The sequence below is a fragment of the Nocardioides sp. genome (genome assembly GCF_041600255.1).
GTDB lineage: Bacteria > Actinomycetota > Actinomycetes > Propionibacteriales > Nocardioidaceae > Nocardioides.
Genome location: NZ_JBFIKK010000103.1, coordinates 1 through 12199, shown reverse-complemented (window position 1 = coordinate 12199; position 12199 = coordinate 1). Strand labels below are relative to the sequence as shown.

Below are 12199 nucleotides of genomic sequence, written 5' to 3'. Positions count from 1 at the left end.
GCTTGGAAACACCCCCAGCAACCACCTGGGTGCGTGTGTTTCCGCCAGAGTTACGGCGGCCATAGCGAAAGGGAAACACCCGGTCCCATCCCGAACCCGGAAGTTAAGCCTTTCAGCGCCGATGGTACTGCACCCGAGAGGGTGTGGGAGAGTAGGACGCCGCCGGACCTACACTACGTAGAGGCCACCGCAAGGTGGCCTCTACGCTATTTACAGCCCATCTGGGGCAAGCATGTCGAGAGGTGAACAGTCGTGGCCGACGATCGTCGCAGTCAGCGTCCCGCACGGAGTGGTGACGGGCGCCCGTCGGGTCCCCGCAGGAGTGGGGAGTCCCCGTCGAGCCGCGGTGAGCGGCCGTCGCGCCAGGGCGATCGCCCGCAGCGTCAGGGAGACCGTCGCGGTCCCCGTGCCAGCGAGGAGCGGGATCGCCCCGGTCGCAAGAACGACTGGAAGCGTCCCGCCGACAAGCAGGGCCCGCGCTCGGACGACCAGGCCCGCTACGACGGTCCGGACCTCCCCGAGGAGATCACCGGCGCCGAGCTGGACCGGTCGGTGACCGGTCAGTTGCGTGGCCTTCCCGAGAAGCTGGCCGCCCGGGTCGCCCGCCACCTGGCGGCTGCCGGGATGCTCGTGGACACCGACCCCGAGACCGCCTACCAGCACACGTTGGCTGCGCGGGCTCGTGCGTCCCGCATCGCCGTGGTGCGCGAGGCGACCGGTGAGGCGGCCTACGCCGCGGGTCACTTCGCCGAGGCGCTGGCCGAGCTGCGCGCCGCGAAGCGGATGAACGGTGCCACCGACTACCTGCCGATGATGGCCGACTGCCACCGTGCCCTCGGAAACCCCGAGCAGGCGCTCAAGCTCGCCAAGAGCCCCTCGGTCGCGAACTTCTCGCCCGAGCAGAAGGCCGAGATGACGCTCGTCGAGTCCGGCGCCCGTCGGGACATGGGCCAGCTGGATGCTGCGCTGCGCACGCTCGAGCTTGCCCCGCTGATGTCGAAGAACCGGGCCCCGTGGGTCGTGCGGCTCCGCTACGCCTACGCCGACACCTTGGAGGCCGCCGGGCGACTGAACGAGGCGCTGACCTGGTTCCACCGGACCTTCGCGATCGACAGCGACGAGGCCACCGACGCGCCCGAGCGCGCTGAGAAGCTCGAGAAGATCATCGCGGAGTCCGACTCCGGCGCCTGAGGCTCACGGCGTTCAGGCGGGAGATCAGCGAGCCAGCACGCTCACGCGCAAGGGGTGCCCGGCCGGTTGCGCCGTACCCCATTGCACGTTCTCGCGATAGCTGACCTGGGGGCGGCCCACCACGACACTGCCGGGGATCTGCCCGGTGATCTGGAGCACCAGCTGGTCACCGGGTGCGAGCAGTGCGCCCGGCGCCGGGACGAGGTCCTGGCAGAACGCCAGCGGGGCGGTGGTGACGCTGAACGAGCCCCCGTGGCAGACGAGGGGCGCGATCGCGACCCCGCCCTCGGGCTCACTCACGACCTGGACGTCGGAGATGTGCAGCTCACGGGTCTCCGAGGGGAACGTACTGAAGACCTGCACGTAGATCGGGACACCGACCGGCGTCTTCACCGAGATCGGATCCGCGGAGACGTTCAGGGGGGTCGGGTGGGTCGCGAACCACGCGCCGGCGATCACGGCCGCAGCCGGCGCGAGCAGCCACAGGATGTGCCACTGACGCGACGGCCGGACCTGCAGCGCCGCTGACGCATCGTCGTCGACCTCGGCCGACGTCTCGACCGCGGCGTCGAGCGCGGTGTCGTCCGGGCTGTCGTGCGGGGTCTCGACCATGGGTCGAGGATAGGCCACCGGGCGCCGGCGACGCGTCCGTTTCGAGGCCCTCTGCAGGGGGCAGGCTCCGCGTGTCGGCTCGGCCGACGCCTGTCCGGTCTCGGGGCAGCCAGCCGCTGCCCGGCATGTTGAGGAGTGCGTGATGTTGAGGTTCTCGGGATCCGGCGTCAGCGACGTCGGGTGCGTCCGCACCACCAATGAGGACTCTGGCTTCGTCGGTCCCTACCTGGCCCTGGTCGCCGATGGGGTCGGGGGAGCTCCGTCGGGTGAGGTCGCCTCCGCCACCGCGACCCAGGTGCTGGTGGAGTCGATGCTCGACCGCCTCGACGAGCAGTTGGAGTTGCTGGTCCGCTCCGGCGTGGAGAGCGCCCGCGCCGCTCTTCACGACGAGGTCGACAGGCGGCCCACGCAGGCAGGGATGGCCACCACCTTGTCACTCGTCGCCAGCGACGGCCACCGCGTGCTGGTGGGCCAGCTGGGGGACTCCCGGGTCTACGTCATGGCCGGCGGTGCGCTGCGCCAGGCCACCCGCGACCACAGTTACGTGCAGGACCTGGTCCATGACGGCGCCCTGTCCCCGGAACGGGCCGACGCCCACCCGTGGCGCCACGTCGTCACCCGCACCGTGGACTCGCACGGCGGGCCGGCCCGCCGTCAGCCCGACCTGCTCGAACTGGCGCTCGATCCGGGGGACCGGATCCTGCTCTGCACCGACGGCCTCAGCGACGTGGTGCCCGAGGAACGACTGCGCCGACTCCTGATGCTGCCCGAGCCGGAGGTCGCCGCCGCTGCCCTGACCCAGGAGGCGCTGGGTGCCGGTGGCCCGGACAACGTCACCTGCGTCGTGCTGGACGTGGTCGAGGGCCCACTCAGCGCCGGGCGGGGGCAGTGGTTGGGTGCCGCAGCCGAGCGAGCCGGCGCCGTCCACGCGCGCGCCGTACCCGGGTGAGGCGCCCCGCGGCGACGCGTGGCGTGGACCACGTCCCGCTCGACGACCGAGCAATGGGAGAATCCAACCCATGAGTACCGTGAAGCGCCCCGCCCTCGAGGGCTCCGTCGCTGTCCGTGACGACCGCCGCCTCAGTTTCGCCGAGTACGGCGCGACGCGGGGGCCCGCACTGGTCTGGATGCACGGGACGCCCGGGGCGCGTCGGCAGATCCCACTCGAGGCTCGCACCTACGCCGACCGGCACGGCCTGCGCATCATCGGCATCGACCGCCCGGGGATCGGGTCCTCGACGCCGCACCTCTACCCGAACATCCTCGACTGGACCCGCGACCTGGAGATCCTGCTCGACACCCTCGGCATCGACACCGTGCGGCTGATCGGGCTCTCCGGCGGTGGCCCCTACGCCCTCGCCGCCGGCGCGGGCCTTCCCGACCGCGTGCACGGGATCGGCGTCCTGGGGGGCGTGGCGCCCACGCAAGGTGTCGACGCCGTCGACGGCGGCATCATCCAGCTCGCGGTCAGGCTTGCGCCGCTGCTGGGGGCGACCCGGGTCCCGCTGGGGGTCGCCCTGACCCAGGGCATCCGCCTGGTCCGCCCGCTGGCGGGCCCCGCGCTCGACCTCTACGCGGCCGTCCAGCCGCCCGGCGACAAGCACCTGCTCTCCCGGCCGGAGTTCAAGGCGATGTTCCTCGACGACCTGCTCAACGGCAGCCGCTTCCAGACCTCGGCTCCGCTCAACGACCTGCTGCTCTTCACCCAGGAGTGGGGCTTCACCGCGGCCGACGTGACGGTGCCGGTGCGCTGGTGGCACGGCGACGACGACCACATCGTGCCGTTCCGCCATGGTCAGCACATGGTCGACCGGCTTCCGGACGCCACCCTGAGCACCATCGACGGGGAGAGCCACCTCGGTGGCCTGGGCATCGCCGAGACGGTGATCAGCACGCTGATGGACCTGGGGCCGCGGCGCACCGGAGCGGCCACCGCCAACGGCTGACACGCCGGAGCGGGAATGGCCCGAACCGCTGGTGTTCAGGCGCCACATGCGTCACAATGACGCTACAACTTACATACGTGTCACTCACGACCACCATCACCTCCATCGAGACCGCTGGGGAAGGCGTATCTCGCGCCGGAGATGAAGGAGGTCACGGTGACCGCACGCACTGCTACCCGCCCCGCCACGCGTGGGGCGACGAGGGGCGTACTCTACGTCCACTCTGCGCCGTCCGCGCTGTGCCCACACGTCGAGTGGGCCGTGGGCGGCGTGCTCGGTGTTGCCGTGAGCCTCGACTGGACACCGCAGCCCGCGCAGGCGGGGACCTACCGCGCTGAGCTCTCCTGGAGCGGCGACGTCGGGTCCGCCGCCTCTGTGGCGTCGGCCCTGCGCGGCTGGAACCACCTGCGTTTCGAGATCACCGAGGAGCCCACGGCGTCCTCGGAGGGCGCCCGCTACTCCTTCACCCCGGAGCTCGGGGTCTTCCATGCCGTCACCGGCCTGCACGGCGACATCATGATCCCCGAGGACCGCCTCAAGGCGGCCGTGGTGAAGTCCGCCCTCGGGGACACGACCGTGCTCAACGAGATCGACAAGCTGCTCGGCAAGCCCTGGGACGACGAACTGGAGACCTTCCGGCACGCCGGCGACGGCGCCCCCGTGCGCTGGCTGCACCAGGTCGTCTGACCGCGACCGCCCGGGCGCGCGTCGACCTCAGCGTGGGCGCTTCAGGCGGAAGTAGGAGGGTTTCATCCAGGCGATCTGCTTCTCGCCGTCCTCCCACCACGTCAGCTTCGCCCTGATCTTGAACCTGCCGGGACGGGTGACGTTGCGGCAGAAACGGAAGATCTTGCGGTCCTGCTTCGCGTCGACCGGCGCTCCGAACGCCCCCGAGGCGATCATCTGCCGGTCCGGGTCGACCAGGAACGTCTCGATCATCCAGCCGTCGTCCGGGATGTTCTTGATGACCCAGTGGTAGCGGTAGTTGTGGCAACCCGGTTTGAGTACGCCGCTGCGCGCGTCGGTGTGGCCGTAGCGCGCGGTGGTCGCGAAGCCCGGAGACGTGCTCAGGACCAACGCGAGGACGACGGGGACCAGCATCTTGCGCAGCATCGGAGCTCCAGGCGGTGTGACGGCTGTCACTCGGCTCAACGCAGCACTCCGAGGAGGGTTACGGAGGCCTAGAGCGGGATGTTGCCGTGGGCTCCCCGGCGCACCCCGCCCGACTGGACGGCGTCGGTGATGGCGCGCGCGATCGCCGAGCGGGTCGCCGAGGGCTCCACCACCTCGTCCACGACGCCGATCTCGACGGCCTTGTCCACGCCGCCGGCGATGCGTTCGTGCTCGGCGGCGAGCTCGGCCTCGACCTGCGGTCGGATCTCCGGAGAGACCTCGGCCAGCTTGCGCCGGTGCAGGATCCGGATGGCGGCGACCGCGCCCATCACGGCCACCTCGGCGCCGGGCCAGGCGAAGACCCGGGTCGCGCCCAGGGACCGGGCGTTCATCGCGATGTAGGCGCCGCCGTAGGTCTTGCGGGTGACCAGGGTGACCCGGGGGACGACGCACTCGCCGAAGGCGTGCAGGAGCTTCGCCCCGCGGCGTACGACCCCGTCCCACTCCTGGCCGACGCCCGGGAGGTACCCGGGCACGTCCACCAGCACGATCAGGGGAACGCCGAACGCGTCGCACATGCGCACGAAGCGGGAGGCCTTCTCGGCCGAGAGCGAGTCCAGGCAGCCGCCCAGGCGCAACGGGTTGTTCGCCACCACCCCGACGGTACGACCGCCGAACCGGCCCAGCGCCGTGACGATGTTCGGTGCCCACCGGGCGTGCAGCTCCTGGGTGGTGCCCTCGTCGAGGACCGACTCGACCAGCGGGTGGACGTCGTAGGCCCGCTTCTTGGACTCGGGGAGCAGCGCCTCGAGGTCGCGGTCCTCCACCGAGTCGACGACCAGGCTTCCCTGGGAGCCCAGCAGGTGGGCGACGGTGCGAGCGCGGTCCAGCGCCTCGCGCTCGGAGTCGGTCAGGATGTGGACGACACCGGAGCGCCGGCCGTGCGGTTCGGGACCGCCGAGCCGGAGCATGTCGACGTCCTCCCCGGTGACCGAGCGGACCACGTCCGGACCGGTGACGAAGATGCGGCCCTCCGGGCCGAGGATGACGACGTCGGTCAGCGCCGGCCCGTAGGCGGCGCCGCCGGCGGCGGGCCCGAGCACCACCGAGATCTGCGGGATCTTCCCCGAAGCCTGGGTCATGATCTGGAAGATCCGACCGACGGCGTGCAGCGAGAGCACGCCCTCGGCGAGCCGGGCACCACCGGAGTGCCACAGCCCGATGATCGGGACCCCGTCGGTCATCGCCCGGTGGTAGGCGTCCACCACGACCCGGCAACCGAGGTCGCCCATCGCGCCCCCCATCACGGTCGCGTCCGAGCAGAAGGCCACCGCGCGCGTGCCGTGCACCATCCCGATGGCCGCCAGCATCCCGGAGTCGTCGTCCGGGCTGATCTCCTCCATGGTGCCCTTGTCGAAGAGCGCCCCGAGGCGGTGGACCGGGTTGCGCGGGTCCTCCTCGCGGGGCAGCTTCATCGGACGGGCGGCGGCGGGCGCGGCGGTCATCACAGGCTCCTGAAGACGAGGGCGACGTTGTGCCCGCCGAAGCCGAAGGAGTTGTTGATGGCGGCGACGTCGCCCTGCGGCAGCGAGCGCTGCTTGTCGGCGAGGTCGAGGCCCACGTCCTCCGGGTCATCGAGGTTGATCGTCGGCGGGATGGTGCGGTGGTGCAGGGCCAGGACGGTCGCAACCGACTCCAGGGCGCCGGCCGCCCCGAGGAGGTGACCGGTCATCGACTTGGTCGAGGTGACCACGGCCCCCGAGGCGGCCGAGCCGAGGGCCTCGCGGATCGCACCCGCCTCGGCGACGTCGCCCTGGGGGGTCGACGTCGCGTGCGCGTTGATGTGGCCGATGTCGCTCCCGGTGACCTCCGCCTCGCGCATGGCGAGCTTCATCGCCCGGGTCGCGCCGAGACCGGCGGGGTCGGGCTGCGCGATGTCGTGGGAGTCCGAGGTGATGCCGGCTCCGGCGGCTTCGGCGTAGATCCGGGCCCCGCGTGCCTCGGCGTGCTCCGCCGACTCCAGGACGACGACCGCCGCCCCCTCGCCGAGCACGAAGCCGTCGCGGCCCTTGTCCCAGGGACGCGAGGCCGCCGCCGGGTCGTCGTTCCGCTTCGAGAGCGCCATCATCTGACCGAACGCGGCCATCGGCAGCGCGTGGACCGCGGCCTCGGTGCCTCCGCAGACCACGACGTCGGCCCGGCCGAGTCGGATCAGGTCGATGCCCAGGGCGATCGCCTCGTTGCCCGAGGCGCAGGCCGAGACCGGCGTGTGCACGCCGGCCTTGGCGCCGATCGCCAGCCCCACGTTGGCCGCAGGCGAGTTGGGCATCAGCATCGGGATCGCCAGCGGCGAGACCCGTCGCGGACCCTTCTGCTGCAGGGCGTCGTAGTTGGCCAGCAGCGTCTGCACCCCGCCGATGCCCGAGGCCATCGCCACCGCCAGACGCTCGGCGTCGACACCCCCCTCGGCGAGACCTGAGTCCGCCCAGGCTTCCTGAGCGGCGACCATCGCGAGCTGACCGGATCGGTCCAGTCGGCGGGCCTTGACCCGGTCGAGGACCTCGGTCGGCTCGACCGCGACCTCGGCGGCGATCCGGGTGCCCAGGGGCTCGGCCCACTCGTCGGTCAGGGCGTTCACCCCGGAGCGCCCCTCGATCAGGGCGGTCCAGGTGCTCGAGACGTCCCCGCCCACGGGGGAGGTGGCCCCCAGGCCGGTGACGACGACGCGCTTGCGTGACATGTGTGCTCCGGTCAACTCAGTGCTCGGTCGGGTCAGGGTGGTGGTGCGTCAGTTCTGGGCGCGCTCGATGAAGGCGACGGCGTCGCCGACGGTCTTGAGGTTCTTGACCTCGTCGTCCGGGATCGAGACCCCGAACTTCTCCTCCGCGGCCACGACGACCTCGACCATCGAGAGGGAGTCGACGTCCAGGTCGTCGACGAAGGACTTGTCGAGCTGTACGTCGTCGGTGTCGATGCCGGCGACCTCGTTGACGATCTCGGCGAGGTCGGAGCGGATCTCTTCAGTGGTGGCCATCTGTGTTCCTTCTTCTTCGGTTGGGTGGTGCGGTCTGGGTGGTGCGGTCTGCGGGGCCGGTCAGCGGCCGGTCAGGGGACGGTGACGACCTGGGCGGCGTACGCCAGGCCGGCGCCGAAGGCGACGAGCAGGGCGGTGTCGCCGGAGGTGGCCTCACCCTCCTCGATCATCCGGTCGAGGGCGAGCGGGATCGAGGCGGCCGAGGTGTTGCCCTGCTCGGCGATGTCGCGAGCGATCCGGACCGAGGTGGGCAGCTTCATCGAGCGCGCCATGGCGTCGATGATGCGCATGTTGGCCTGGTGCGGGACGAACACGTCGAGGTCCTCGATGGAGATGCCGGCCCGGTCGAGTGCCTGCTGGCCGATCTTGGCCATGGCGAACGACGCCCAACGGAAGACCGGGTTGCCCTGCATGACCAGGTGCGGCATCTCCGGCCTGCCGGAGGCGATCACGTCACGCCAGTCCTCGCGCTGCCGGATCAGGTCGAACTGCTCGCCGTCCGAGCCCCAGACGACCGGGCCGATGCCGGGGGTCTCGCTCGGACCGACCACGGCGGCACCCGCGCCGTCGGCGAAGATGAAGGCCGTGCCGCGGTCGCCGACGTCGGTCAGGTCCGAGAGTCGTTCGACGCCGATCACCAGCACGTGCCGGGCGCTGCCGGCCCGTACGAAGTCGGAGGCCATGGCGATCCCGTGGCAGAAGCCGGCACACGCGGCCGAGATGTCGAACGCGGCTGCCTGGTCGGTGCCGAGCTCGTGGGCGATCAGGGTGGCGACCGCCGGCGTTTGCAGCAGGTGGCTGACCGTTGCGACGACGACGCAGTCGATCTGCTTCGGATCGATGCCGGCCCGCTCGATCGCCTGACGGGAGGCGGCGACGGACATCATCAGCACCGTCTCCTCAGGAGTCGCCCAGCGACGCTGCTTGATGCCGGAGCGCTGCTGGATCCACTCGTCGCTGGAGTCGATCGCCTCGACGATCTCGGCGTTCGGGATGACCCTGGAGGGGCGGTAGGCGCCCACCCCCAGGATCGCCGAGTACGCCGCGCCGTGCGAGGACTGCAGTGCGGTCATCAGGAGACCCCCTCGGGGTGCAGACGGACCAAAGGCTGGCCGGGCGAGACGAGATCGCCGTCCTCGACGAGCCACTCGACGATCTGACCTCCGTGGCCGGCGGTCACCGGCGTCCGGTCCCGCGTGCTGGCGACGTCACCGATGGTGGCGCCGCGGACGAGCACGTCGGCGTCGCCGGCAGCGCTGTCGCGGTGGAAGGTGCCCTTGACCGGGGCCACGACCATCCGCCAGGTCGGAGAGGTGTCCATCGGGGTGTGCTCGCCGTGCTTGGCGCAGAACGCCCGGGCGTCCTCGAGCTGGTCGGGGGTCTTGAGGGCGAACGTCTCGACACCCTTGAGTGCTCGCTTGGCGATGCCGGTCAGGGTGCCGGCGGGCGGCATCTCGAGGATGCCGGTGACTCCCAGGTCGGCCATCGTCTCCAGGCACAGGTCCCAGCGGACCGGGCTGGCGATCTGACCCACCAGACGTCGGAGCACGTCGCGACCGTCGTGGACGATCTGGCCGTCGCGGTTCGAGATCAGGGCCGTGCGGGGGTCGTGGGTGCTGACCGAGCGGGCCAGGGCGGCGAGGTGGTCGACCGCCGGCACCATGTGTTCGGTGTGGAAGGCGCCTGCGACGCTCAGCGGCATCAGCCGGGCCTTGGCCGGGGGCTCGGCCGCGAAGGCGTCGAGCTGCTCGCGGGTGCCGGCGGCGACGACCTGGCCGGGCCCGTTGTCGTTGGCCGCGGTCAGGCCGTGGGCCTCGATCGCGGCGAGCACCTCCGCGCGGTCCCCGCCGAGCACCGCGGTCATCCCGGTGGGGGTCCTCTCGGCCGCGGCGGCCATGGCGTTGCCGCGTTCCCGGACCAGCACCATCGCCTGCTCGGCGGTGATGACGCGGGCGCCGACGGCGGCGGTGAGCTCACCGACGCTGTGGCCGGCCACGGCGCCGATCTGCTCGAACGCGTCCGCAGGGTGCGGGAAGAGCTCGAGGGCGGCGACCAGGCCGGTGGCGACCAGGAGCGGCTGGGCGATCCTGGTGTCGCGGATCGCGTCCGCGTCGGCCTCGGTGCCGTAGTGGGCCAGGTCGATCCCCGCCACGGTGGAGAGCCACCCGACGCGGGTGGCGAAGGTGGGGTCCTCCAGCCACGGCAGGAGGAATCCGGGAGTCTGGGCTCCCTGGCCGGGAGCGACGATGACGAGCACGAGCACCACTGTGCCGCGGATCCGCCGGGGACTCGCCTCCGACGCCCACGAATCTGGCGCCCGGCTTGTTGTGAGAACCCTACAAAAGTCGACTCAGGGCGTGACCTCGCCGCGGCCGGACTGGCGACCCAGGACGAGGGCGATCTCCAGTGTGAACGCGTCACGCGGCGTGGAGGGGGAGAACCCGGTCAGGTCGGCCACCTGACGCAGGCGGTAGCGCACTGTGTTGGGGTGCACGAACAGCGAGCGTGCGGTCGCCTCGATCGAGGTGCCGTGGTGGAAGTACGCCGCCACCGTCTCGATCAACGTGCCCCTCGCCGCCAGCAACGGCAGGTAGATGTCGTCCACCAGATGGCGGCGGGCGTGCCCGTCGCCGGCCAGCGCGCGCTCGGGCAGCAGGTCGGTGCTGCGCACCGGGCGCGGCGCGTCCGGCCAGCCGGGCGCTGCCCGGTACGCCGACAGCGCGGCACGGGCCGAGGCGTGCGCACTGGGCAGGTCGTCCGCCAACGGGCCGACCACCACCGGGCCCTCGCCGAAGAGGTCGACGACCACGCCGGCCGCGGCGCTCGTGTCGGTGACGCCGCCCAGCAGCACGACCAGCCGTTCGCCCTGGACGGCGCAGAGTGCGTCCATGCCGGCGGTGGCTGCGGCGCGTCGTACCTCGTCGAAGATGTCGGTCTCGGTGCGCTGCCGGGGTACTGCCCCCAGGACGACCGCCACCTCGCCGCGGGCGGTCCAGCCCAGGGCGCTGGCGCGGGACAGGATCGACTCGTCTGCCTCCGAGCGGAGCACGGCATCGACGATGAGCGCCTCGAGGCGTGCGTCCCAGGCGCCGCGCACCTCGGCCGCGCGGGCGTACACCTCGGCGGTGGCGAAGGCGACCTCGCGTCCGTAGCGCAGCACGGCGGCATGCGCGTGGGGCGCGTCCTCGGGGTCGACCAGCTCGTCGATGTTGCTCTCCACCACGTCGATCGAGAGCCGGACCAGGTCGACGGTCTGCTGGAGGTTGATCACCCCGGCGAGTGCACGAGGAGCCGCGCCGAAGATCGAGGCGGCGAGCGCCGTACCGTGCGCCGGCTGCTCGCCTCCCTGCCGGAACCAGTCGACGAACCCGCGGATGCCAGCCTGGACGATGAGACCGACCCAGGAACGGTCCTCGGCACTCAGTTCGGGGAACCACGCCATGTCGGTCTCCATCCGGGCCATGGCGGTGGTGCTCAGCGAGCCGGTGGACCGCTGCAGTGCGTCCGCTGCGCGGGAGCGGGGAGGTGGGACAGGACGACGGGCCACTCGTTCACGCTAGTGGACAGGGCGGCTCAGTCGCCGGATTGAGGGAATCCCAAGGAAATAAGGGGTAACAGTGCCGGGAACGGGGAACGCATCTGGTTGAATCTTTCAATGACGCCCCGATTTCGGGGCCCCCCAGGAGGCACCGTGTCCGTCCAGCCGCACGAGGTCCAGTACCTCACGCTTCACGGTCACCGGCGCGCCTTCGTGAAGGTGGGACAGGGCCCCGCGCTCCTGTTGCTCCACGGACTCGGCTGTGACCACACCACGTGGGCTCCCGTGATCGACTCGCTCGCCAAGCGGTACACCGTCATTGCGCCCGATCTGCTGGGCCATGGTGAATCCGCGAAGCCGCGAGCCGACTACAGCGTGGGCGGGTATGCCAACGGCATGCGCGACCTGCTGACCGTTCTCGGGATCGACACCGTCACGGTGATCGGTCACAGCTTCGGGGGAGGGGTGGCGATGCAGTTCGCCTACCAGTTCCCCGAGCGCACCGAGCGTCTGATGCTCGTCGCCTCCGGTGGCCTCGGACCCGAGGTGACTCCGGCGATCCGGGCGGTCACGACGCCGGGCTACCACCAGTTGATGAGCCTGCTCACCCTGCCCGGCGTACGCCATGCCGGGATGGCCGGGATGAGGGCCCTCGCCCGTACCCGGTGGAAGCTCACCCGCGACCTCGACGAGGTGGCGAAGATCTACGACTCGTTCAAGGACCCCTACGCCCGCGCCGCGATCCGGCATGTCGTCAGCGCCGTC

Annotated in this window: 13 protein-coding genes and 1 rRNA gene; 6 read left to right on the top strand and 8 right to left on the bottom strand. The window is 71.3% G+C overall.

The annotated features are described in order from the left end of the window. Window positions 1-51: 51 nt before the first annotated feature. Window positions 52-168 (top strand): 5S ribosomal RNA (rrf, locus tag ABZE72_RS12400). Between the two features lie 84 nt (window positions 169-252). Continuing rightward, a complete protein-coding gene (locus tag ABZE72_RS12395; protein ID WP_372729343.1) occupies window positions 253-1191 on the top strand; it encodes a tetratricopeptide repeat protein in 939 nt (312 codons plus the stop codon). Window positions 1192-1215: 24 nt separating this feature from the next. Here the strand turns inward: ABZE72_RS12395 and ABZE72_RS12390 are convergent, their stop codons facing one another. Next, entirely contained in the window at window positions 1216-1803 is a 588-nt protein-coding gene (locus ABZE72_RS12390; protein WP_372729342.1) for a hypothetical protein, read from the bottom strand. A 142-nt stretch (window positions 1804-1945) separates the two neighbouring features. Here ABZE72_RS12390 and ABZE72_RS12385 point away from each other — a divergent pair, with 142 nt between their 5' ends. The 3 genes from ABZE72_RS12385 to ABZE72_RS12375 all read left to right on the top strand — a co-directional run bounded on the left by ABZE72_RS12385 (window position 1946) and on the right by ABZE72_RS12375 (window position 4436). Further along, a complete protein-coding gene (locus ABZE72_RS12385) occupies window positions 1946-2752 on the top strand; it encodes a PP2C family serine/threonine-protein phosphatase (RefSeq protein WP_372729341.1) in 807 nt (268 codons plus the stop codon). 70 nt (window positions 2753-2822) lie between these two features. After that, entirely contained in the window at window positions 2823-3749 is a 927-nt protein-coding gene (locus ABZE72_RS12380; RefSeq protein WP_372729340.1) for an alpha/beta fold hydrolase, read from the top strand. Window positions 3750-3890: 141 nt separating this feature from the next. Continuing rightward, on the top strand, window positions 3891-4436 hold the full coding sequence (locus tag ABZE72_RS12375; RefSeq protein ID WP_372729339.1) for a DUF3145 domain-containing protein: 546 nt from the start codon (window positions 3891-3893) through the stop codon (window positions 4434-4436). A gap of 27 nt (window positions 4437-4463) precedes the next feature. On the opposite strand, the gene ABZE72_RS12370 is transcribed toward ABZE72_RS12375, so the two are convergent. The 7 genes from ABZE72_RS12370 to ABZE72_RS12340 all read right to left on the bottom strand — a co-directional run bounded on the left by ABZE72_RS12370 (window position 4464) and on the right by ABZE72_RS12340 (window position 11443). Beyond that, on the bottom strand, window positions 4464-4862 hold the full coding sequence (locus tag ABZE72_RS12370; RefSeq protein ID WP_372729338.1) for a hypothetical protein: 399 nt from the start codon (window positions 4860-4862) through the stop codon (window positions 4464-4466). A 68-nt stretch (window positions 4863-4930) separates the two neighbouring features. Next, window positions 4931-6367 carry an acyl-CoA carboxylase subunit beta gene (locus ABZE72_RS12365; RefSeq protein ID WP_372729337.1) on the bottom strand — a complete coding sequence of 479 codons (1437 nt, stop codon included), beginning with the start codon at window positions 6365-6367 and terminating at the stop codon, window positions 4931-4933. Next, on the bottom strand, window positions 6367-7602 hold the full coding sequence (fabF, locus tag ABZE72_RS12360; RefSeq protein ID WP_372729336.1) for a beta-ketoacyl-ACP synthase II: 1236 nt from the start codon (window positions 7600-7602) through the stop codon (window positions 6367-6369). The genes ABZE72_RS12365 and fabF overlap by 1 nt, the downstream gene beginning before the upstream one ends. Before the next feature lie 48 nt (window positions 7603-7650). Then, window positions 7651-7896, bottom strand: a complete 246-nt coding sequence (locus ABZE72_RS12355; protein ID WP_372729335.1) for an acyl carrier protein — start codon at window positions 7894-7896, stop codon at window positions 7651-7653. Between the two features lie 71 nt (window positions 7897-7967). Next, window positions 7968-8969 (bottom strand): beta-ketoacyl-ACP synthase III, encoded by a 1002-nt coding sequence (locus ABZE72_RS12350; protein ID WP_372729334.1) that lies wholly within the window; start codon window positions 8967-8969, stop codon window positions 7968-7970. Further along, entirely contained in the window at window positions 8969-10153 is a 1185-nt protein-coding gene (locus tag ABZE72_RS12345) for an acyltransferase domain-containing protein (protein WP_372729333.1), read from the bottom strand. Before ABZE72_RS12345 ends, ABZE72_RS12350 begins: the two co-directional genes overlap by 1 nt. A 93-nt stretch (window positions 10154-10246) precedes the next feature. Further along, window positions 10247-11443, bottom strand: coding sequence for a PucR family transcriptional regulator (locus tag ABZE72_RS12340; protein ID WP_372729332.1), 1197 nt, complete (start codon window positions 11441-11443; stop codon window positions 10247-10249). A 144-nt stretch (window positions 11444-11587) separates the two neighbouring features. Here ABZE72_RS12340 and ABZE72_RS12335 point away from each other — a divergent pair. Then, window positions 11588-12199: alpha/beta hydrolase (locus tag ABZE72_RS12335; protein WP_372729331.1), on the top strand; the 612-nt coding region annotated here is incomplete at its 3' end.